Source organism: Aeromicrobium erythreum (assembly GCF_001509405.1).
In the GTDB taxonomy this organism is placed as follows: Bacteria; Actinomycetota; Actinomycetes; order Propionibacteriales; family Nocardioidaceae; genus Aeromicrobium; species Aeromicrobium erythreum.
In genome coordinates this window covers 1,284,734-1,307,962 of sequence record NZ_CP011502.1, presented here as the reverse complement: position 1 = coordinate 1,307,962, position 23,229 = coordinate 1,284,734, and the positions used below count along the sequence as shown (strand labels likewise).

14 protein-coding genes are annotated in these 23,229 nt (G+C 65.9%); 3 read left to right on the top strand and 11 right to left on the bottom strand.

What is annotated here, in order from left to right; translation table 11 throughout:
• Positions 1-824: 824 nt before the first annotated feature.
• From Aeryth_RS17625 to Aeryth_RS06130, 5 genes are all read right to left on the bottom strand, one after another.
• Positions 825-1,034 (bottom strand): hypothetical protein, encoded by a 210-nt coding sequence (locus tag Aeryth_RS17625; protein ID WP_144433694.1) that lies wholly within the window; start codon positions 1,032-1,034, stop codon positions 825-827.
• A complete protein-coding gene (locus tag Aeryth_RS06145; protein ID WP_158509188.1) occupies positions 1,031-6,607 on the bottom strand; it encodes an RHS repeat-associated core domain-containing protein in 5,577 nt (1,858 codons plus the stop codon). The genes Aeryth_RS17625 and Aeryth_RS06145 overlap by 4 nt, the downstream gene beginning before the upstream one ends.
• Before the next feature lie 710 nt (positions 6,608-7,317).
• A complete protein-coding gene (locus Aeryth_RS06140) occupies positions 7,318-10,254 on the bottom strand; it encodes a DNRLRE domain-containing protein (protein ID WP_067856005.1) in 2,937 nt (978 codons plus the stop codon).
• A 288-nt stretch (positions 10,255-10,542) separates the two neighbouring features.
• On the bottom strand, positions 10,543-11,874 hold the full coding sequence (locus tag Aeryth_RS06135) for a cytochrome P450 (protein ID WP_236749834.1): 1,332 nt from the start codon (positions 11,872-11,874) through the stop codon (positions 10,543-10,545).
• A gap of 112 nt (positions 11,875-11,986) precedes the next feature.
• Complete coding sequence (locus tag Aeryth_RS06130) at positions 11,987-13,897, bottom strand: potassium transporter Kup (protein ID WP_144433692.1); 1,911 nt, start codon at positions 13,895-13,897, stop codon at positions 11,987-11,989.
• Positions 13,898-14,939: 1,042 nt separating this feature from the next.
• Here Aeryth_RS06130 and Aeryth_RS06125 point away from each other — a divergent pair.
• Complete coding sequence (locus Aeryth_RS06125) at positions 14,940-15,224, top strand: WhiB family transcriptional regulator (RefSeq protein ID WP_067855999.1); 285 nt, start codon at positions 14,940-14,942, stop codon at positions 15,222-15,224.
• Between the two features lie 386 nt (positions 15,225-15,610).
• Positions 15,611-16,294, top strand: a complete 684-nt coding sequence (locus tag Aeryth_RS06120; RefSeq protein ID WP_067855996.1) for an AbiTii domain-containing protein — start codon at positions 15,611-15,613, stop codon at positions 16,292-16,294.
• Between the two features lie 475 nt (positions 16,295-16,769).
• Here the strand turns inward: Aeryth_RS06120 and Aeryth_RS06115 are convergent, their stop codons facing one another.
• The 5 genes from Aeryth_RS06115 to Aeryth_RS06095 all read right to left on the bottom strand — a co-directional run bounded on the left by Aeryth_RS06115 (position 16,770) and on the right by Aeryth_RS06095 (position 20,617).
• Positions 16,770-17,060, bottom strand: a complete 291-nt coding sequence (locus tag Aeryth_RS06115; RefSeq protein ID WP_067855993.1) for a hypothetical protein — start codon at positions 17,058-17,060, stop codon at positions 16,770-16,772.
• Entirely contained in the window at positions 17,053-17,892 is an 840-nt protein-coding gene (locus Aeryth_RS06110; protein ID WP_067855990.1) for a hypothetical protein, read from the bottom strand. Before Aeryth_RS06110 ends, Aeryth_RS06115 begins: the two co-directional genes overlap by 8 nt.
• A gap of 42 nt (positions 17,893-17,934) precedes the next feature.
• Entirely contained in the window at positions 17,935-19,119 is a 1,185-nt protein-coding gene (locus Aeryth_RS06105) for a sensor histidine kinase (RefSeq protein WP_158509187.1), read from the bottom strand.
• A gap of 32 nt (positions 19,120-19,151) precedes the next feature.
• Positions 19,152-19,811 carry a response regulator transcription factor gene (locus Aeryth_RS06100; protein ID WP_067855984.1) on the bottom strand — a complete coding sequence of 220 codons (660 nt, stop codon included), beginning with the start codon at positions 19,809-19,811 and terminating at the stop codon, positions 19,152-19,154.
• 146 nt (positions 19,812-19,957) lie between these two features.
• On the bottom strand, positions 19,958-20,617 hold the full coding sequence (locus Aeryth_RS06095; protein ID WP_067855981.1) for a phytoene desaturase family protein: 660 nt from the start codon (positions 20,615-20,617) through the stop codon (positions 19,958-19,960).
• Between the two features lie 125 nt (positions 20,618-20,742).
• Here Aeryth_RS06095 and Aeryth_RS06090 point away from each other — a divergent pair, with 125 nt between their 5' ends.
• Positions 20,743-21,732 carry an IS481 family transposase gene (locus Aeryth_RS06090; RefSeq protein WP_083516299.1) on the top strand — a complete coding sequence of 330 codons (990 nt, stop codon included), beginning with the start codon at positions 20,743-20,745 and terminating at the stop codon, positions 21,730-21,732.
• Between the two features lie 695 nt (positions 21,733-22,427).
• Here the strand turns inward: Aeryth_RS06090 and Aeryth_RS06085 are convergent.
• Positions 22,428-23,132, bottom strand: coding sequence for a helix-turn-helix transcriptional regulator (locus Aeryth_RS06085; RefSeq protein WP_144433691.1), 705 nt, complete (start codon positions 23,130-23,132; stop codon positions 22,428-22,430).
• Between the last annotated feature and the right edge of the window lie 97 nt (positions 23,133-23,229).

Sequence of the window (23,229 nt, the reverse complement as noted above, 5' to 3'; positions counted from 1 at the left end):
TTGTAGATCTCCCCCGCGGGCCAATCCTTTTCGTAAACCTCAAAGACTTGCCTGGCCAAGTTCCTATGCCGAAAGTCTGCTGCTCCCGCCTCGACCCGAACAAGAACGTCTCTTAGTTCCGCCCACTGAGTGTCCCGCAGCACATACTCGAGAATCTCGGCCGCTCCGGGAGGCCATTCGTGCGCCAACCTGATCAGTCGTGAGACCGCCGCCCCACGCTCTATCGACCCAGTGACAGCAGCCTTTCGCAGGCACTCCAGCGTAGTTTCTAGTTGTTCGACGCCGAGGTGAGTCCGTGCTAACGCTAGAACATCTGCGATCCACTGATCGAACTCCGCCTCTGCGGACGTCTCACTCATCGAGCGACCTCTTGATACGCGCCCGGCCTTACTGGAGGCGCCGACGACTCGAAGGCCGAATCGGCAGCTTCCTCTGCGAATCTTCCGTACGGCTGGTAGTGACCGGACGCATTGTTGATGGACCGCACCTCTCCATTCACCACCCTGACTTCTCCTGCCGCGCGAACGTTGGATAGGGAACTGGGATCGATCAGTTCGACCCCCCCAAGTCGTGGGATGTCCGAGAGAGCGAGATTCTTGAAGACACGTGGCGCCTTCGCAGCGCGCGCAGCGCGCGAAATGGCGCTGATCCCCCTCGCCGCGCGAACCGTTCCTGCCGCCGCCGACACCCCTGGCGGACCCAGCGGAACGAGCGCGAAAACGACCTGCCCGACGATCCTTAAAGGGGAGTTCGGATCGTCGCCCATGCTTCCGTTCGCGTAGTCGGCGGCCTGTGATCCGTACATGAAGTTGGCGCAGGAGGCTTCAAAGTTCCTCATCAACCTTCGCAAGGAACCAGAGCAAGGTTTCGAGCGGCAGCGCGCGTCGAAAGAGTGTCACGGTGCGTTCGCCCGTCTCTCCCTCCTCAAATACTTCGGCGACTACCTCGCCGTCTGGGAGAGTGAGTTCCAGACTCATACCGTCGCGCTCGCCGACAGAACTAGCAAGCACCGCTCGATACCCTCCGCCGCTCATGAGCGAGGCTCCAAGAAGCCCATAAAGTCGCCGTCGTTACTCATCCGCAAACCTCTCCCGCTCGAGTCGTATACGTTTGTCACTCTGTCCAGGTGCTCCGTCTTCGTCGCATCTGCGAGGATCTCATCGACGATCTGTGCCGCCTTTTCGTTTCTCGCTGTTGGGATGCCAGGCGTCACGCTTGGGAAGACACTGTTCTCACGGCCGGAGTGCTTCTGCAGGGCCCGTCCTGCGCGCGTGTGCCCTGCCTTGTCCGCTGCAGCCGCCGCACGCCTGATGTCCGCTGCCACAAACTGACCGAAGGCCCTAGGAGCTGCTGAAGCGCCCTTCGCAGCGCGGCTAAGTACCGACGCTCCGCGCGCGGCGCGAGCAACACCACTAGCAGCAGACACTCCGGGGGGGCCCAGCGGAACGAGCGCGAAAACGACCTGCCCGACGATCCCCAGAGGAGAGTTAGGATCGCCCCCCATGATTCCGTTCGCGTAGTCGGCGGCCTGTGACCCGTATGTGAAATCGAAATCAACCCGGCCACCGGTCCGCATCTTCATGTCTCTCGCAACACCCTGACCGATCATGTCAACAGTTCCTCCGGCGGCGGTCCGGACGCCGGCATCGAAGTCCCGACGGAACGTGTACATGTCAGAACCGCCCGCACGAGGCTTGAACGAGACCGACCTGAAGATCTGGGCCGTGACGTTCACGAAGTGGCGACCGAGGTTGACGTTGGCTCGCGCCGCCCACGCCTTGTTCTGAGGCTGGTACGGCTCTCCGCCGCCCTTAGCCGCGCACCGAGCGCCCTCACACGGAATGAACAACCCTGTCGGATCCGAGTAGGTGACCGGCGAGTTCTCCGCATAGGCGTAACCGTTCAACTGCTGCGGGTCGTCGGGCTCGACCACCGGATCGACCGACAGGAACCGTCCGAGGCCGGGATCGTACTCTCGAGCTCCGAGGTGGACCGTCCCGCCCGTGGGGTCGACATTCTGGTTCAGGAAGTCGCGCCCGGTGGGCCACGCCGTAGAGGTGGCGTTGCCGAGGGAACGCCCGAACGGTCCGTACCGGCGCTTCGACACAGCGGTCGTGGTGAAGGAGTCCACTCCCACCACTGGCGTGCCCTGGTGATCGTTGACGAGGAGCGTGACCTTGGTGGCACCGGTCCTGGTCGCGATCGGTTCACCGCCGACGGAGTACGTCCTCTCACCTGTGACTGCTGTTCCGGCCCCGGTTCCGGTCTTCGTGAGCTGGTCGCCACCCATCCACAACTTCGCGGTGGTGCCGGTCCTCTCGATCAGACGGTTGCCGTCGGCGTCGTAGAGATACGTCGAGGTCACGCCGTTCTTCGTGACCGTCTTCTGCTGTCCCTCTTCGTCCCAGGTCGTCGTCGTATTCGGCGTCGACGTCTTTACACGGCTCGTCGTCGCACCGGCGGCGTCATAGCCGAACGTCTCGGTCACACTCGACGAGCCCGACGTGCCCGCTGTAGTCGTCGTGGTCGCGACCTTGGTAGGCGCGTGCGGGCGGGCTGCTGTTGCGGCGGGATACGTCGATGTCGATGTCGCTGTGACGGCATTTCCGCTGCTGTTGATGGTGACCCGTTTCAGGGACGTGCGGTTGCCGGACTTGTCGTAGGCGTACGTCTCGTCGTAGGCGTTCTTGCTTCCCAAGTTGCTGGTGGTGGGGGATGTGCAGGTGTTCCCTGAGGACGTCCAAGCGCGGCTGAGTCGCGCGAGGTAGTCGTAGGAGAAGCACTGCCGCCACGTGTTCGCCCCCGTCTGGGCGGAGTCTCCCGACGCCACGTCGTTGATCTTGGTGACGTTACCGAAGAGGTCGTAGCCGAAGCGCTGGTCGATCGCGGTCGCGCCGCTGCTCTGGGTTGCGTACTTGCGTGTCAACCGCCCTGTTGCCTCGTCGTAGTCACGGAGGTCGTAGACAGCCTTCCCGCCCGTCGTTCCGAGCTCTCGACGCAGTACCTGTCCGTACGGGCTGTAGATCGTGTCCGTGAGCAGCGGGTCGTAACCGCCAGCCGTGTCGACCATGTCGAACTTGTCGTAGGTGAAGGAGAAGTTCTCAGCCGGCAGGTTGGCAGCACGAGGCAACGTGACCCGCCTCAGCAAACCGTTCGGGTAGTACTGAGCGCTGGTGACGTAACCGCCGTCCTTGAACAGACCCTCCTCGCTGGAGGGAAGGACGATGCGTGAGGAGGTCACATGACCAGCCGCATCCCACGCGGTGTTCTCGTTCTTGTACTCCTTGTCGCCATCCCATCGCGTCGATGATGCGAGCGCGCCAGGCTGGCCGGCAGGGTCGTACCTCCACTCCGCACGCAGTGGGCCGTTCGCACCGTCGCCGCGCAGCTCTGTCCGACGACCGAGCTCGTCGTACGTCGTCCAGAGCACTTCGCCTCGTGCGTCCGTGGTGGACGTCTGGCGACCCAGCTTGTCGTAGGTGTAGGTGGACTTCCCACGATCAGGGTCGTTCTCGCTGATCATCTGTCCGCGGATGTCGTACGTGCGCGTCCACGTGTTGCCGGCAGCGTTGGTGTACGACGCGAGAGCACCGGCCGGCGTGTAGCGGTATGTCGTGGTGTCGCTGCTCGTGGGCGAATGCTCGATCAGGCTCGTCGTCTGGCCTCGTACGTCGGTGACCGTCGTCGTCGTGATGCCGCCGGCAGGCGGGACCACCTTCACTCGGTCGCCGCCGTAGGTGGTGTTCGTGCTGGACTTCACGGCTCCGCGGGACAGCAGACGTTCCTTCGTCACACGCCCGGCACCGTCGTACTGGTAGTCGGAGTAGGACGGGTAGTCGGCCTCCTGCGCGGTGACGAGCTCGCCCCCGGGGTCCGCGGTCGTGTACCAGGGTCCGTTCCTCTGGTCGACCAGACCTCGAGAGTTGTAGAGCACGCCGGTGACGAGCCAACCCCCGTTCGCGCCTGGGGCCGGGGTCTGTGTGGAGATCTCGCGTCCTAGCCCATCGACCAACGATGTCGACGACTTGTAGTCGCCCGCCCAGTTCAGTGCCTTGGTCGTGATCACGTTGGGCTTGGTCGCCCGCAGTTGGTAGCTGAACGTCGCGGAGGCGCTCTGTCCAGCCGCCTTGTCGCGTCCGGGCGACCAGATTCCTGTCTTGCGGCCGAGCCCGTCATACGTGACGTCCGTTCGCGCACCGTTCACCTCGACCGTCGAGGTCGGGGCGCCCCACGCTCGGTTCTGCGAGACCGTCGACTTCTGGTCCTTCGGGTTCGTCACCGTCACCGAGGTCGGGATACCCGTCGCGGGCGAGAAGGCCGTTGTGGTGGGCTTGCCCCCGTCCGCGTCGATGACCGACGTCGGCCGACCATACGCGTCGTACTCCGTGATGGCGTCGGTCTGGTAGGTGACGCCACCGTCGAAGCCCGCCGCGGACTCGACCTTGACGACGTTGCCGGTGACGGGAGCTGCCGCGTCGTACGTCGTGCGCGTCGCCGAGAGGACGTCGTCCGCGACCGAGGGGCTTGCCGAGCAGGAACCCACGTGCGTGATCGTCGTGGAGGGGAAGTCGAGCATCCACTCCGAGCGGTTCTTGGCGTACGTCGTCTTGGTGCAGTGATCGTCGGTGGTGGTCGACGTGTCGCCCGCGTCGAGCTGGCGAACGGGTAGGCCGTCTTGGTCGTAGCTTGTCGCCGTAGCAGCGTAGCGAGAGGTCCCGTCGCTCAGGCGCGTCTCGATCGTCGACTTGGCCGTGTTGACCATACGCGCGGACTCGGCGGCCGAGTTCGTCGCCGTCGCGTCGCTCAGCCACGGGTCGTTGATCGTGACGTCGAGGATCCTGTTCGCGTTGGCCTGGTCGTGAGCGACGGTGGTACGAAGAAATCCTGCGAGATGATCGGTGTCGTCGATGGCGGTGGAGTATGGGTCGCTCGCCAGGACCGCACGCTTCCCGCCGCCTTGCTTGACGTCCCCATCCATGCCGCGCATGTAATAGCTCGTGCTTGAGCTCTTGACGGCATCGATGCCACTCGTCGTCGTCACCCAGTTGTAGCCGCGCCACTGGTCCCAGGTACGGAACTTCCTCTTCTGGAGGTCGTTGTCCGTGAAGTGCCACGCGCCGCCATCGTCGGAGTATCGGTAGCTCGTGGTGACCGGAGGGTTGAATCCGCCACTGTCTCCGTCAGAGACCGACAGCACGACGTACTTGTGGTAGAAGTCGAGCCGCGGTTTCTCGAAACCGTTTGGCTGCGCATAGCCGGGAAAGCAGCGTTTGGTGTTGGTGTCCAGCGCATTCTCGGATGGCTTGTTCGTGTCCGAGCACTCGGGCTCGCTGTAGAGCACCGAGATCAGGCGTCCCATGCCGCTGTCGATGCCCTTGACGCGGTACTTGAGGAAGGGATCCTCACCGTCGCCCGTGGCGTCGACGCGGTTCGCGAGCTGCTTCCCGGTGAACACCGTCGCTGGGAGGGTCACGTCGGTCCCGACCTTGCCGGTCTGCTGGATGCTGTCGAGCCAGAGCGACGGCTTCGTCCCATCGCCACTCGCCGGGAAGGTGTGCTTGAGCCTCCACACGTTGACCGGTGAGTAGGCGCCAGCATTGTCGAGCACCTCAGTGGTGACCGCCACGAGTCGCTTGCGCGTGAAGAACGTGGGCGCCTTCTTGGCTTCGCAGGAAGAGGTACAAATTTGGTCAGCCGGCACGTCGGGCCAGTGGCTCGGCTCAGCACTGATGCTGTCGCAGTAGGACGCGTCCCCCACACAGCGCTCTGCGACGTCGAACAACACTCGAGCAGGCGCGTCGTTGTGCTCGTACCCCTGCCGCGTGCCGTACTCGATCTTCTTCAGGACGCTGGAACGGTCGTATGTGCGGTCGTCGCTGCCATACGCATTCGACTCCTGAGCGTACGTGTAGGACATCGAGTTCCCATGAGCATCGACGACGTAGTCGAGTGCCCAACGCCAGGCCTGCTGACAAGAGTCCGAGCTGTAGGTCGTTGAGGTGCACCCCATCACCGGAACGGTCGAAACAGAGTCGGCCGCACTAGCCTTGGCATCGAATCGCTTGTTCCGCCCGAAGTAGTAGCTCGTTCCCTCCGTCGTGGTCGCCACCCAGTACTCACCGTCGTTGTCAGCATTGATCTGATCGCTCTTGATGAGTCGGATGCGAGTTCCGTCGTCATTCTTGAAGCGCCAGCTCGTCGTGCTGCCGTCCTGCACGAGCTTGCCCGAACGACCAGCGAAGGACATCGTCAAGTTGTCGTTTCGCCAGCAGAGATCTTGCTTCTCGTCGGCGCCCTCGTCGTTGTCGTCCACGTCGCGACATGGGATGTAGGAGCGTTCCACGGCGCCCGGATCGAGGGAAAAACCCTCACCGATCCACGACGTCTGGTTGTTGGTCGAGACCGTACGGCCGTCGACAGACCCCGACGAGTAGCTGAGGCTGAGGTCGGGCGAAGGTCCATTGATCGCCGGTGGCATCGCGAACGGATAGCTCCAGGTGAACTCGCCACCCTGGCTTCCTGCACTCCACGACGACGCCGGCGAGAGCGGGGACGCAGAGAAGTCACCGCTTGCTCCTGCCGCGGTTGCCGCGGCCATCACCGTCATCGACCGCGCGGATGATGCCGGAACCGAGGCCGTCAGCGTCTGCTTCTCGGAGTTCCGTGTGGTCGGAAGAGCGGTGGCTTCGCAACCATCCTGCGGCCGCTTCTCGCTCGCGCAGGAAGGGACCGCGAAGAGAGTCAGCCGGCTCGACCAGTCTCCGCCGAACGCATCCGCGAACTTCTGATAGCTCAGCCGGACCTCGACGCTCCTCGGCGGAACACCTTCGGCATCTCCGTCGACCGACCCCTTGGGCGATGGAGGAGCAGAGCTAGAGCCGCTCAACCCCGAGCCACGAGCGGGAACCGATCTTTCCCGCGTGCGTGGAAGATCGGGGGACGGAACGTCCACTCCGATGCGGTAGGCCGGCCCCACCCCTAGAGCGTTCTTCACCCTGCCTACCGAGGTGACTGAGACGCGTGTCCCCCTGGTGTCTCGCGGCGTACGCAGCTGAAGTCCGCCAACGCTCTCTGTCCATGCCCCACCACTGAGCGTCGCCTGCGCTGCTCGCTCGGCCGGCCAAGAGGCCTGCGGTGCACGAGTTTTCAGCCTCTCGCCGATCGAGCGCTTCTTGCCGACCCATGGCTTGGCTTGTGCCGTGGCGGCTTCTTCCGGACCAGGCACAGGAGGGCCAGCGACTGACGGAGCTGCCTGGAGCGTCGAGGCGACGAGTCCAAGGAGACAAGTGATGACGACGCTTCCGTGAGTCAGTCGTTTCATGACGCGCCCCCGTAGTTGGCTTCCGTGCAGAACTTGTGGCATTGACCGGGCGCGAATCGCCAACCGCTCTTTTGACGCCGCAGGATGTCACCCGTGCCGTCAAGTGGAAGACCCGCCTGGAGGGAGACGTGGTCGACGTAACCAGCCCACGAGCCACCGGCTGAGTCGCCACCGACCCTGAGACGATCGCTCGTCGACCAGGTCGGCGAGAACGCGTCGCCGTCGACCCCAGCCACGTCGCTCTCGGCTCGCACGCCGGGCTCGGCAGAGGCCTCGTCTGACACCTCGAGGACGAGCTTGTTGCTGGTGGGATTCCACGATCCGATGACGAGGTCCAGACTCTCCTCCAGCACGACTGGGTCCTCCGAACGCACGATCTCGTAGGTGGATGTGCGCCGGTCCCACACGGAGAACGTGTAGTAGTAGGCGATGTCGCTGTCAGGATCTGCAGCATCGACTCGCTCACCGACGATTCCCAGGCGGAAGCGGTCGTTCCCGCCCGCGCTGCCGTAGCTGATCGCAGTCTGTGAACCCTCCATCTCCCGGGAAGGGTCGAGGTATGCCGCGACGGTGAAGCTGCCGGCCGCTGCTTGGTTCGTGGGTTCGAAGACATTCGACTGCCCACTCACGGGCGAGTCCCCCGGGGCGAAGACGAGCAGGTCGTCGTGCGGATCGTTGACAGCGTCTCTCGTCCCGCGTCGCACCCATTGCCCTGATGTCCAGTCGATCCCGTCGTCGTCGGAGATACGCGACACCGAGAGGCTGAGCCCGCGACCCGCTGCTCCGGTGTCCCGGACCGCGCTGGAGCCGAAGTCCTCGTCGAACGGCCAGAGTGACTGCGTCGTCCCGCTCGGGTCCTCGATCTGAAACTCGACGAGTGCGGGCCGCGTGCTGAGATTCCCGGCGTTGTCGACTGCCCAGACGCGCAGCTCGTTGGTGCCCACTCGAGGGCGGTTCGTCGATGACGACCAGCCGTTGACGGTGACCGTCGTACTTCGCGTGTCGGCAGTCAGATTGACTTGCGTCGCGGTGCTCGCCGCAGTCGAGTTCAGGGCCCAACGCACGCGTGACACATCCTTGTCGATCGACTTGACGTCGACGCCGAATGACTCTCCCCACCGCGGATTCTCCGGGACTGTGATCACAGGCGCTGCCGGTCGGATCGGATCGAACTCGACGAAGCACTGGTCGAACGTCCGACTGAACTCCTTCTCGCCTTCGACTTCCTGCGCCTTGACGCGCATGGTGACCGCTTTGCTCGCGAGCGGCTTGTCTTCTGGGGTGTTCAGGAGTGCTCTGAGCTTCGCGAAAGCATCTGCACTGACCACGCCGCCCTTCGTCGCGCGGCTCGGTGAGACCACGTAGTCATACCCCGAGGAAAGGTTCGAAGAGCTCTCTGTCCTACCAGGCTTCATGTAGAAGACGCCACGGACTGAGTCGGAGTCCGGATCGGAGACGGTAGCCCTGAAGATGACTCGCGAGACAACGCTCCCGAGTAAGACGTCTCGACTCCCCGTGCAGGCGACGTCGTTGATGGTCACGCTCGTCGGCTTGTTGGGAAAGCGGTTGTACACGACGTACAGCTGAGCTCCGTTGCTGAAGCGTTTCCAAGCGCGCGGGTTGGTCTCGCTCTCGGCCTGCAGCTTCAGGTAGAGGTACGAACCGGGCGTCGAAGCATTAGCGACGCCTCGGACGCCCGAGGTGGCGGACCACTCGATCTGCTTGCCCTCGGGGCACGGGTCGACGCTCGCGGTGCTGAGGGGACCGTCTCCGACTCTCCCCGGCTGGTTGCTCCAGTTCGTCGATGAGTTGAAGGCCTTCGTCCGCCAGAGGTCGACCTTGGTGACGTCACAGCTCGCACCGTAGACGACCTTCGCCTTGAACTCGGCCTTGAGGATCTGCCGGCGCGCGAGACTACTGATGTCGAAACGGAACAGCAGCCGCTTTGTCGATCGTCCGTTGTAGTTCTGGTAGCCGACGCCCTCGCCGTTGCTGGTGGTCCATCGATAGAACTCGGTGGAGGGATATTCCTTGAAGACCATGGACCACGTGGCTCGGTTGAAGGTGTGTGCGGGATCGATGTAGACGGGGTACTCGACAGCGTGACCAGTCAGTGCTTCCGACACCGGTTGAAGCGTGAGGCTGTCGTCCGCGACGTCCATCGGTATGGAGGTGATGCCGTCACCCGAGACAGGGCCGGAGGAACGCAACTCGACTGCTGTGTCCGACGTCGGCTCGTGCATCTGGCCATTGACGATCGCCTGCCCCGACGAGTCCCACATGAGCGGCTGCGTCGCAGAAGCGACCGTGCGGCCAGTGAGGTCGCGGACCTGGTAACCACCGGCGTTCTTCTCCAGACTGCCGTCGACGACGTCGATGGGCAGGTCGATGGCGTCCAACGTTGGGTTCTCCGCCGCTTGCGGAGTCTTGACCACGAGAACCTGAGTTGTCCCCGCGGGTGTGCTCGTGAGACGGAGGTCGACTCCAGGAAGAACCTCGCCATACGTTGCAGTCGCACCATCGAGCGTCGGCTCGGGAAGCTCGTCGATCCAGTCCGTGGCCATCGTGACGCCGGACGTCGTGACCGTGCTCATGGCACCGTCCCCGCCGCCGGAAAAACTGACATCTCCCGGGGCGGACCTGGGGGCAATTCGTCCATCCGGCCGTCGTGCGAGCTCGTAGTCGAGGTCGCGCCACGTGGTGCCGTCGCGGAACCGGATCGGGACGGTGGAGATCGATCGAGCCAGCGTTCCATCGGGATTGGCGAAGACGGTGTCCGTCTCAGTGCGCTGCTGAGTGACCTCGACCGGTTCATCCCGCTCGGCGGCCTCAAGGACTGCCTGGGAGACGGGGTCAACTGCAGCCTCTGCCTCCGTGGGTTGCGCAGCGACGTGCACGCTGCTGAGTGATGCGGCAACGACGAAGGTCGCCACGAGGGCTACAGGGTAAGAAGGCACACTCCACCAGTCCGGTGTCGTCAGCTGCGCAGGGCGCACTCTGGATCCGTGCGAAGACACGGATCGTCTCGCAGCTCGACTCGAGGGAGTAGAGCGGGACGACGCTCCCACACCGAGTCTTCTCAAACAAGCGATTCTGAGAAAAATCTGAGAAAATCGTTGCGCACGTCCCAGGGTGGCTCCTACGTCGCCGGACGAACAATGGCATCAGGGATCAGGCTGGGGCCAGCTCACCGGACTTTCCTCGATCTGCCGGTCAGAAGCTCACCCCTCCAGACGAGCTGGCAACGCCGCGTAGCCGCGCAGGATCCTCGTCGAGCGTCGCTCGGCGCCGGGCTGGAGGGTCAGGTTCGGGTAGCGGGTGAGGAGGGTGCGCAGCCCGACCTCGCCCTCCATGCGCGCGAGGGCGGCGCCCAGGCAGTAGTGGCGGCCGGAGGAGAACGACACGTGCTGGTCGGCGTTCTCGCGGCTGACGTCGAAGCGCTGCGGGTCGGCGAACACGTCGGGGTCGCGGTTGGCGCCCGCGAGCAGGGTCGTGACGACGGAGCCGCGCGGAACCTCGCGTCCGCCGAGCACCGTGTCGTTGACGACGCTGCGGCCGGTTAGGAGCACGGGCGGGTCGTAGCGCAGCACCTCGTCGACCGCGCGCGACCACAGGTCCGGCTTCTCCTGGAGGAGCTCGAGCTGCTCGGGGTGCTGGCGCAGCAGCGCGATGCCGTTGCCGAGCAGGTTGACCGTCGTCTCGAAGCCGGCGGCCAGCACGAGCCCGGCGGTCGCCTTGAGCTCGAGCTCAGTCAGCTCGACACCGTCGTCGTCCTGCGCGAGCACGAGCTGGCTGAGGAGGTCGTCGCCCGGGTCGCGGCGGACGGCGGCGATGTGGCCGTCGAGCCAGCGCTCGAACGCGCGCAGGGACCGTTCGACGGTGCGGAACCGTCCGAGCGGCAGCCCGAGGTCGAGACTGGGCGCGGCCCCCTCGCCGAACTCGAGCACCTTGTCGCGCTGGTCGTGCGGGACCCCGAGGATCTCCGCGATGACCGTGACCGGCAGGAGCGCGCAGTAGCGCTCGACGAGGTCGACGGTCCCGTCGTCGCTGCTGGCGAGGTCGTCGAGCAGCTGGTCGGCGATGTCCTGGGTCCGGTCCTGCAGTCCACGCACCGCCTTCACGGAGAAGACGCGCGTCACGAGCTTGCGGTACCGGGTGTGCTCGGGCGGCTCGACGGACAGCAGCGACGGCGGCGTCAGCGGTCCGATGGGGGTGCTGCTGTCGGCCCACCGACGCACGGGGCCGAGCAGCCCGCCCGTGCCGAAGTCGACGCCGGCGTGCACGTCGGGGCTGCCGAGCACCTCCTTGACGACCGGGTGCGTGGCCGTGACGTACGCGAAGGCGCTCTTGTGCAGAGCCCCGCTCGCACGGACCTCCTCGAAGAGGTCGAGCGGCAGGCCTCCCCCGGCCTGGCTGTCGCTGCCGGTCGAGGTCGCCATGATCAGCCGGGCCTGCAGGTCGCCGCGACGCGCCCCGGCCTGGATCCCGACGCGCGGCAGCGCATGGTTGAGTCCCCAGCGCGTCAGCGACGCCGCCTCGTCGAGGATCTGCACGATGGACCTCCGATGCTCGGTTGAGCCCAGTATCAAGCACGGTCCGCGCTCGTGCGGGCCGTCTCGTGTCCTGACAGTGACCTCGACCCACGGGACACGCACCGTGTCGTGCTCACCACGGCATCTCCCGACCGACGCTGATCGTGCGCTCGCGCGGCAGCCGCAGGACGTCGACCGGGTCCGGGCTGAGGCGCACGAGCGTCAGGAAGATCCGCTGGCGCCAGCGCGGCATGCCCGACCGCGGGCTGAACTTCACGACCGGCACGGAGGTGAAGTAGATCGCGCGGTCGAGGTCGACGTGGTCGAGCTCGCCCTCCGCGAGCGGGATGGCTTGCTCCAGCACCGCGAGGAGGTCGGGCCTCTCGCGGTAGCCGAACGTCGCGTGCACGTGCACGATGCCGTCGGTCGGGTCGTCCAGGACGTCGACGACGACGCGCTCGTCGTGCCGGACCGCGGGCACGTCCACGGACTCCCAGCTGAGCAGGACGGTCGTGGTGTGCAGGACGTGGTTGAGGTCGAGCATCGCGTCGAGCGCGATCGGCACGACGCCCGGCCCACGGGTCAGGTAGACGGCCGTCCCCGGCACGCGGGCGAGTCCCGCCTCCGTCGCGCGGATGCGGGGCACGAGGTCCTCGACCGGTCCCTCAGCGTCGGCGCGCGCGGCCTCGATGCGCCGCTGACCGGCCCGCCACGTCGTCATCGTCAGGACGAGGATCGCGCCCATGCCGAGCGGGAGCCAGCCCCCGGACCGGACCTTCGGCAGGTTCGCCGCGAGGAAGACGAGCTCGACGACGAGGATGGCCGCGCCCACCAGGAACCCCGGCGACACGCTGCCGTCGCGCCGCCAGCGGTAGGTGAGGTAGAGCAGCGTCGTCACGGTGATCGTCGACGTGACGGCGACCCCGTAGGCCGACGCCAGCGACGCCGAGCTGCGGAAGATGAGGACGACCGCCAGGACGGCGAGGCCGAGCGTCCAGTTCACGGCCGGCAGGTAGATCTGCCGCGCCTGTCGTCGCGAGGTGTGGGTCGTCCGCAGGTGCGGCAGGAAGCCGAGCCGCGACGCCTGGTGGACGACGCTGAACGCGCCGGAGATGACCGCCTGCGACGCGATGATCGTGGCCAGCGTCGCCACGACCACCATCGGCAGCCGCGCCCAGCCCGGCACGATGGCGAAGAACGGGTTGCCCACGGCCGTCGACGAGCCGGCGACCGCTGCCGCCTGTCCGAGGTAGCTGAGCACGAGTGCCGGGAGGACGACGAACACCCACGCCCTCGCGATGGCCTGGCGGCCGAAGTGCCCGAGGTCGGCGTACAACGCCTCCGCGCCCGTGACCGCCAGGACGACGGATCCGAGCGACAGGAAGGCGATCAACGGCTCGTCGCGGAAGTACAGGAAGATCCAGTGCGGCGAGAGCGCCTCGAGCGCCGAGGGCTCCTTCGCGACGGCGAGCGCTCCCCAGAGCGCCGTGGAGGCGAACCACACGACCATGACGGGCCCGAACAGCCTGCCGATCCTGCCGGTGCCGAACCGCTGGATCACGAACAGGCCGACGAGGACGGCGAACGCGAACGGCACGACCACGTGCGACCACGACGGGTTGAGCAGCTCGAGCCCCTCGGCGGCCGAGAGCACCGAGATCGCCGGGGTGATCACGCTGTCGCCGAGGAACATCGCCGCGCCGAAGACCCCGAGCAGGCTCACCACGGCCAGCACCCGACCTGGCGCCAGCCGCTGGCGCAGCAGCCCGACCAGCGCGAGCAGACCACCCTCGCCGTCGTTGTCGGCACGGAGGAGCAGGCGCACGTAGAGCACCGTCACGATCAGCATCATCGACCAGACGATGGTCGAGACCATGCCGTAGACGAGCGGCCGCGCGACGGCGTCGCCTCGCGACGTGTCCGCCTGGAGCACCGCGCTCATCGCGTACAACGTGCTCGTGCCGATGTCGCCGAAGACGATGCCCACCGCACCCAGCACCATGAACGGTCCACCGGAAGGCCGTCCTGCACTCCGCTCTGTCACGGGCTCGAGCGTATGCCGCTCGGCGACGTCCGCAGGGGAATGCGGCGTACCGCCGCCAAGGAAGGATGCACGGAGCGCCCCGCGACGAGCGCGTCCTGATCGTCACTCGGGCGCGACAGGCCGGAAACGACAGAACCCGCGCCCTCGAGGGGCGCGGGTTCTGTCGGGCTTCTTCGTGGTGGTCCTGAGTCGAGCCAATCTCAACGTCCCGACCGCGAACGAGTGCCTTCCGTCCGTCTTGCCGCGGTGCTCCGGGACGGGACCGCACGTTCGCCTCGCGCCGGCACTACGAGAGCTCGCTGCCGCCTAGTCGAGCGCGAACGTGGCTGCGAAAGTTGGTCATCGAGACGCCGTAGGGGTCGATCTTGCCCGTGGCGCTGGTCGCGAGATGTCCGTTGACGTGGGTTTCGTCGCGCCCAGAACGGTGCAAGATCATCACGCTGCGGCGCATGTGTGCTCGTGACCGGCACTCTCATGAACACCCATTGGGCGAAGGCCACGGCTGAGCACACAGCCAGCCGCTTCGCTCCAGACCAGGCCGTACAGCAAACAACAGCACGACTCGAAGGTGCCGCGGGTCACCGCACAACAGCACTTTGCATCAGACGAGCGAGTCGTAGGGCGGTCCCGAGGTGAACCGGACCCAAGCCCGCACCACCCCGACAGCGAGCGCGGCTGCGGCCGCAAAAACTACCCGTGACGTCACAGTGAGCCCCCGTTCGTGTACGACTTCGTTTACCCCACGAGAGCAGTCGCACACCTCCCCCAACGCGGGGATGAGGGAGCACCCAAAGCAGTAGGGACTGCAACCGCCCCCTCGTCTCATAGGTGGGATCCAGATTCGCTTCCCCCACCTGCCCGTGTGGCGAACGCGTCTACTCACACCGGGCGGATGGGGCCTGCGCCTCACGCTGCCGTTTGGTTCTTGGCGGCGCGATGCGTAGGTTGTGAACAAGTTGTGTTCTTGTCGAAGGTCTTCTTCGCCCTGAGCCCGCCACGGCGAAGACCGGAGCTACCGGAGTCGTCGAGAGGGGGCACGATCATGCCCAACATTCATCGTCTGCCGATGCCGCTCCAGGAGATGTACGAGTGGCAGCACCAAGGGGCGTGCGCGAACATCGACCCCGCACAGTTCTTCTCCCCCGATGCTGAACGTGGAGTCCAGAAGGAGCGCCGGGAGGAAGCAGCCAAGGTCATCTGTCAGGACTGCCCGGTCATCATCAGATGTCGGGACCACGCTCTGAGCGTTCAGGAGCCCTACGGAGTCTGGGGCGGCCTCAGCGAATCGGATCGTCGCGAGATCCTGGCAACCACGCCGAAGCGGTAGAGGCACCCCGGCGAGACGTCGAGCGGACTGAAGAGACCTGACGATCTCCGAGCCGGCGCCCGTGTCGTCGACGGCAGACCCGGCGGGCTCCGGGGCCGGAGGCCAACTCGTCCTGCACCCGATCGAGGACCCTGGATCGAGCGGACCTACCACCGCCGCCGCAGACAAGCCGTCCTCGGCCGATTGACCCCCATCGAGTGGCAGACCATCATGAACCAGACCGTCGCCCTGGCGGCCTAGCCCCGACTGTCACCTATCGGTGCAGCAGTCCCTTTCGACTTCTGGCTAAAAGGATCCGCTGCCAGGTCGCGATCTGCGAGTTTGCTCCCCGACTTCTGCTGAATGAAGGCAGTCACGGACTTGGCTGCCACCTCGACAGCCGCCGCGTGCTTACCGGCAGCCCAGAACGGCGCACGGTTAGCCTCAGCGACTCGCTCCGCAAGTTGCTCATCGTCGCTCGGCGCATCAACTCCGACCACTTGAGCCGGTTCGTCCGCTCGGAGCTCAACGGCTACGACGCCGAAGCAACCTTGCCGGAGGCGCGGGTTCCTGCTGGTCTCAAGGTGAGCGTCCGGTTCGATGGTCCGGGCGGAGCTGTTGACTACGTTCACGTCGGCCAGTTGGAGCTTCCCAAGCCTCTCGCCGGTGTGCTCAGCGACAACGGATTCAGAGAGCCGCTCGCCGAGCTTGAGGCACTGGCCAACAACGACGCCGACAGTGACCCCCGCCTCGAGTTGCCCTACTACTGGGTGCACCTGTACCGAGAGCACGCGGCGAAGAACGAGGTCCCCCACATCAAGTTCATGGTCGCGAACAGAGCCTTCATCCGTATGCCTCGCACGATTCTTCAGGGTGTTCTCGATCGTGTCCGAACGCAGGCCTTGGACCTTTCGCTGGACATCGAGCAAGTCGCAGCTGATGCCGGCGAGCCTTCAGGTCCCACGGTCCAGGACAAGCCCGAACTCGCCGAGGTCGTCGACCGGTACATTCTCGTCAATGCGGCCGCCGGCTCCACCGTAACCATCGGAAACGACGCGACGGTGGCTTCGGGTCTACGGCCGTCCGTCTGAAGGCCGGCGACGTTGATGGACTCATTGCGGCTGTCGCCGGTCAAATCTCCGAGGACGCCGCGCTCGACTTGCGCACAGCTCTCGAGGCTGACGGCGGCCAACCCGGCGAGAACACCGCCGGCATCCTCGATCGCGTTAAGTCGGGGGCCTACACGCTGGCCGCTGGGATGACTGCGAGCGGTGCGTACGAGGGGCTGGTCGCGCTTCTCGGGCAGGTATTCACGTCGCAGAGTCCATCAACATCGCATCTACGTGAGTGACGGGCTTCCGTCCGCCGGCCGAACATGACGAAGGTCCAAAGTCTCTACAAGCGGGACCGGAGTCCCTCGTAGATCTCGCGGGCGGTGGTCTCCTCGACCAGCCGGAGATCCATTCATGCCGCTGCTCGACGTCCACCAAGCCGTCAGGGTGTCCGCCGTCATCGAAGGACGAGCGGACGCTTACGCGATCCGTTCGGGCTGCTCACGAGTCGCGGTCATCGAACAACGACAGTGAAGCAGGTCAAACGCCCGGCACGATCATGCAACGTGACCTTCGTCCGACCGGGTGCGAGCGCCACCAGCCCGGGGTTGAAGGCAACGCCGTCACGCCACTCGCCACGCACCGACTCGAGCATCTGCTGGTCACCCACGTGAGCCCACCACCCACCAGGGTCGTGCTCGACAGCGATGACCATCGAGGAACCGACCGCGAGGTCGATCGTCGCGCCCTCCAGCTCCTCCGGGTGGTAGAGGAGTGGAGGGCACGAGGCGGCGTCCTCAGGCACGATGAAGATCGAGGGCCGGACCGCTGGTCGGCGTGCCGTGCTGGATGACCTCCCAGGTGCGAGCTTTCGGGTCCTTGCCGAACAAGGTCGGCACCGACGGGAAGAATCCCTCCCCCATGCCCGAGGAGCTCGGCCCCCACGACCAGACCATCTCGTCGTCGAAAGCCGTGTGCATGCTCGGCACTCGCTCGATCGTCGAGCGAGCCGTGAAGCCGTCCCTCAAGGGGTTGTGGCGGTTCTTCGAGAGCGCGTGATACGTCCGTCCGTCGATCTTCACGGTCCTCTTGGCGTTGAGGATGGTCACGCCAATTGCGCCGTTCTTGGCCTGCCGATCGACCTTGACGACCACCGGCGCGTCGGCCTCTCCGTAGGAGCCTCCCGAGTAGGTGGAGATCTTGCCGACCCAGGTGCGGCCGGCGAACTCATGCTGCAGCAGCGCGTTCTCGCTGACGCGCAGCTCGGGCGTCAACGACGTGACCTTGCCGTCGGTCACGACAGCCTGGTAGACCGTCGAGGCGTAGGCGTGGTTGCGACCCAGCTTGTCGGTGACGGACGACGACATCGGTAGGGCGCGGCCGTCAGCGGTGATGAACCGCTGGCCGCCTCGGGCGACGCCGCCCCACGGGTGCTGCTTGTCGGTCTTGGGCAGATGCAGGCCACGCTCACCGGAGTAGAGCTTGGTGCAGACGGTCTTGGCGCCGTGGCCGGTGTGCTCGGCGCAGACGGTGGCTCCGTCGGAGGTGGCGGCGCTGCTGCTGCAAGCGGGGAGGAGCGCGGCACCGAAGGCGACGGCGGCGATGATGATCGATCGGCGTGAACGGGTGGAAGTCATGCCAGCGACGCTAGAAGCGTCGACGGCACGTCCAGCGAAATGTCACGAGTTCGATGCATTTTCGTGACAGGTGTTAGCCAGCGACTCCTCACCCCAGCGCAGCTCGACTCGACCACCGCCGGTGACCGGATCGTTACCCACCACAAGCTGGGCGCCGAGCACCTCCGCCTGACCGATCGCGATCGACAGACCGAGCCCCGTCCCTCGCCCCGACGTGACAAACCTGTCAGTTGCCGTCGACAGCAGGTCCCCCACGAAGCCATCACCGTGGTCGACCACCGCAATGCCCGAAACGCTGACCTCGAGGAGCACCGGCCCGCAACCGTGCACCTGGGCGTTGTCCACGAGGTTGGCCACGACTCGGCGCAGCCGCCGGGGGTCGGTGCGAACGTGCGCGGCACCGATGACCTCCGCGTCCACCTCGCGCTCCCGCACCAGGGTCGCGCAAAGGGCAGCGACGTCGACGTCCTCGACCTGTGCACGCTCCGCGCCCGAGTCGAGCCGGGAGACTTCGAGAAGGTCCTCGACGAGCCGGCTCAAGGCGCGGCTCTGGCGCTTCACCATCGCCGAGACGTCATCGTCGGGCAGCAAGTGGGACGCCGTCACCAGGCCGGTCACCGGCGTGCGCAGCTCGTGCGCCACGTCCGCCGAGAACCGTCGCTCCCGCTCGATCCGCTCGGCCACCTTGGCGGCCATGTCGTCAACCACTCGCCCGAGCTGGGCGACCTCGTCCCGACCTCGCAGGTGCGTGCGAGCGGCCAGATCTCCCTCCGCGATCCTGCGGGCCACCGCAGCTGCCCGGTGCAGTCTGCGACTGAGGGCCGTCGCCGCGGCGTAGCCGACCAGCCCGGACAGCACGACGATGAACGACGACGACACGAGCAGCGTCCTGCGCAGGTCCGCCAGCGCGCGTCGGTCGGTGCGACCCGACGCGAAGACCTCGATGGTGGTGGTACCGCCGCTTGGTTCCTCGACCGTCGCCTCCGCCCTCACTCCCTGACCGCGCCCAGCCTCGCTGGGACCGGGAGTGCCGGGGGTTCCTGTCATGGGCGGCCCACCCGACACGATCCGGGCGTCCCGGGGCAGAGAGTCGCCCCGCGAGTATGCCGCTGCTGCGCTCCTGGCGCGCTCGGCGGCGTCGGCGCGAAGGTCGCTCTGGCGACGTGACTCGCTCGCGCTGTAGACCACGAGGCTGATGACCGTGACGACCACGACGGCGACCAGCACGAAGACTGCCGTCAACCGGGCTCGCATGCTCCTCACGTGCGGACCGCCCGGTACCCGACACCCCACACGGTCTCGATCGCGTCCTGGCCGATCTTCGCGCGCAGCCGCTGCACGTGGACGTCGACCAGACGGGTGTCCCCGTCCCACTCGTAGTCCCAGACCGCCGCGAGCAGGTCCCGGCGACTACGGACCTCGCCGGCGTGGCGCGCCAGCTCCACGATGAGACGGAACTCAGTGGGAGTCACAGCGAGACGTTCGCCGTCGCGTCGCACCTCCATCGCGTCGACGTCCACGAAACAGCCCCCGAGCCAGAGCTGCCCTTCCCGGGCCCGGGTCCCTGTACGTCGAAGCACCGACCGCAGCCGGGCGAGCAGCACCTCCGGCACGAACGGCTTCTCCACGTAGTCGTCCGCCCCGGCCTCGAGACCGGCGACGACGTCCGCCGGAGTCGTGCGTGCGGTGAGCATCACGACGGGCACGATGCTGTCGCTTCGGATGGTCCGGCACACGGCGACGCCATCGAGGCCGGGCAGCATCACGTCCAGCAGCACGAGGTCGGGGCGTCTTTCAAAGAACGCTGCGAGTCCGGCCGGACCAGCCCCTGCGGTCCGCACCGTGTAACCCTCACGTTCCAAGGTCAGCTGGAGTCCGGTGCGGATCGTCTCGTCGTCTTCAACCAGCAACACGTCCACCGCGCCAGTATGAATGGCAGTGGCTGACAGGGGACGTCAGGAAGTCGCCGATGCGCGCGCCGCCGTCACCTGTCATGATCCCGACCTCGTCCTGGCCGGAGATGTGCATGTCGGGCTTTTCGCAGTGATGTGGGGCATAGCGAGAGTCAACTGAGGCGGCGCAGTGCGGACCGTGCCGCCACATGACCGCCTACTCCGTGGGCACCGGCGCCCGGAGGGACCGCTGCGGAGCAGAGGTACACGCCGGGAGCTCCGGTGGCGTAGGGATCGAGCCGTTTGCGGGGGCCGAGCAGCAGCTGCGTTGGCGTCTTCAGGCCCGTCACGATGTCGCCGCCGACGAAGTTCGGATTGCAGCGCTCGATGTCGCGGGCCGACCGGGCGGCGACCGCGACGATTCGAGCGCGTGAGCCCGGCGCGAACCGCTCTACCTGGCGCAGGATCGCCTCGGTCGCGTCGCCCGTGTATCCCTCCGGGACGTGTGCGTAGCAGTCGACGGGAACCAGGCCGTCGCGTCCGCAGGCAGGGTCGGCAACGTGCTGCTGACCCAGGAGGACGAAAGGCCGCTCGGGCATCTGCCCCCGGCTCACCAGGCGCTCGGCCAACGCCGTCTCCGCGTAGCTTCCCGATACGTGCACCGTGCCCGCCCGTCGCGCCGGCCGGTACGCCCACGGCAGCCCGCCCTCGACCGCGAGCGCGAGCTGGAACGCCGCTGGGCCGTGCCGGAAGCGTTGGTAGGCCCGGCGAGTGGCGTCGGGCAGCACGTGCGCGCCGATGCGCGCCGCGACGGAGGGCGCGGTGTCGAGCATGGTGACGTCGGCTGGCCCTAGGTGTGATGTCCAGGGACGTTGTTTCCGGTTGAGGTGACGGTGAAGGCCTCCCGTGGTGAGAGTGGAGCTGTCTAGGAACCGCTTCTCACACGCAGGAGGCCTTCGTGTCCCACGCTAACGCTGCTCTGACCCCGCGCGCCCGGTTGAGGCTCGCGAAGCTGATTGTCGAGGATCATTGGTCGCCGACCGTCGCGGCGAAGATGTTCATGGTCTCGGTACCGACCGCCCGGAAATGGGCCGTGAGGTTCCAAGCGGAAGGGGCCGCGGGGATGGTCGACCGTTCGAGCCGGCCGAAGACCTGTCCGCGCCGCACGCCCGAGCAGGTGAAGCAGCAGATCGTGCGGCTGCGTTGGCGCCGACGTCTCGGTCCGGTCCAGATCGCAGGCGAGCTCGGCCTCGCGCCGTCAACGGTCCACGCCGTGCTGGTCCGTTGCCGGTTGAATCGGCTGAGCCACATCGACCGGGTCAGCGGGGAGCCCATCCGACGTTATGAGCACCCGCATCCGGGGTCGTTGATCCACGTCGACGTCACCAAGTTCGGGCAGATTCCCGACGGCGGCGGGCACCGGTTCGTCGGTCGGCAACAGGGCGCACACAACAAGCAGACCACCCCCGGGCTGCCGCGCGGAGCCGACTACAAGGCCCGGACGGGCACCGCGTTCCTGCACACCGTGATCGACGACCACTCCCGCGTCGCCTATGTCGAGATCCACGCTGATGAGAAGGCCGCGACAGCGGTCGGGGTGCTGCGACGCGCCGTTGCTTGGTTCGCTGACCACGGCGTCACCGTTGAACGAGTGCTGTCCGACAACGGCAGCTGCTACCGCTCTCACGCCTGGACTGCAGCCTGCACCGAGCTCGAGATCGTGCCGAAGAAGACCCGGCCATACCGGCCCCAGACCAACGGCAAGATCGAGCGGTTCCACCGCACCCTGGCCGACGGCTGGGCCTACGCCCGCTTCGACTCCTGCGAGAGCGAACGGCGAACAGCCCTACCGAACTGGATCCACTCCTACAATCACCACCGGACCCACTCCGCCATCGGCGGCCCACCCATCAGCAGGATCAACAACCTCCCTGGACATCACACCTAGAACGGGACGATTCCGAGGATTGCAACACCCAGGTGCCAGCGCGGGTCGCGTGATAAGTGGGCTGCCGCGCCGACCGCGACACCTCTGCGTTTCCCTCCCTTGAGCTCGGTTACACCATCACCACGACAGAGTGACTATCAGTCATCAATCCAGCGCGGTTCTTCTTTTTGTCCGGTATCCAGGCCGCCGTCTTCAAGCCAGACAATCTACTGAGAGTAGGCCACGATCTGCTCTCCAACAACGCAGGCAACGCGACTATAGCCGCGCTCCTGCAGATCGCTTTAGACGGACCACTCCTCATTCTGAACCTGCGCTGTCTCGAAGTTCTGCCACAGGCTTCTCTTCCGCGCGTTGTACTGAAGCACGATCTCAGCGCCTTCAAGCTCCATCCGGGCAGCTCTCTGAAACAAGACTTCGCCTGCTCGTGTCGTCGAGGGACGGACCTGCTTTAGGTAGAGGGAACCTTTTACGGGAACCAGGGCCTCTTGTCAAGGGTGGGCGTGGGTCCGGCGATCAGTCGCGCGGGTCTGGACGCAGCGGCGACGCCGTCGACGAGGCCCTCGAGAACTCGCTGCTGGCCCATAGTGCATCCTCTCCCCGCGCTGAAAGCAGGTGGAGACTCCGCGGGGGCGGACGAGCGGCTTCGAAGGAGCCTGGCCAGTGACTGGCGTCGACGGATTCTCAGGCAGCAAAGTTCAGTGGACGAGACCAAGAACGATCGCCTGACGCACCGCCTGGATGCGATTGGAGACCCGCAGCTTGGTGCGGATGTGCTCGACGTGGGTATCTACCGTGCGGCGGGAGATGACGAGAGTGTCAGCGATGGCCGCGTTGCTGTCGCCGTTGCACATCAACCGGAGAACTTCACGCTCGCGCTGGGTCAGACCGACATCGCCGGCAACGACGTAGGCAGTGACCTCGTCCTGGATTTGGTTTCGAGCATGGTCGAGAGCACAGAGCTGGGAATCGTCGAAGACGTGGATGCCTCGGAACATCAGGTGAAGGCTGCCCACCACGCGTTCACTGGTCATGAGCGCGAAGGACATGCCCTGGGTGACGTCGTCTCCGTTGAGGTATTCGCGGCTGTATTCGGTCTCGGCGAACCATGGGACGCGTGTCCAGTCGTAGATTTCCTGGGGTGCGGCGAGCACTTGAGCGAAGTACTTGTGCTTGGGGATGAACTCGTTGAGGCCGTGCTGGGCCATGGCTGTGCTCATGGCGTACGAACGGACAACTTGGTCGAGGGCGCGCTGCTGCGGTCGACTCGTCAATGCCATGCGCATGTAGGGCGCTTCACGTTGCAGATCGAGCAGAGCTTCGGTGACCCGGTCATTAGCTCGCGAAGGTACGAGGTAGTCGCGGAGGTGAGGCGTCTCTGGGAGGCCATCGGCGGGTTCCACGGGGACATCCGATCACGCCGCGTGAGCAGAGGGAAGAGACGAAGGACTTTTGTCGTGCGCCGAAATCGAGCGTCGCCCGCGAGTGGGGTCTTGGAGG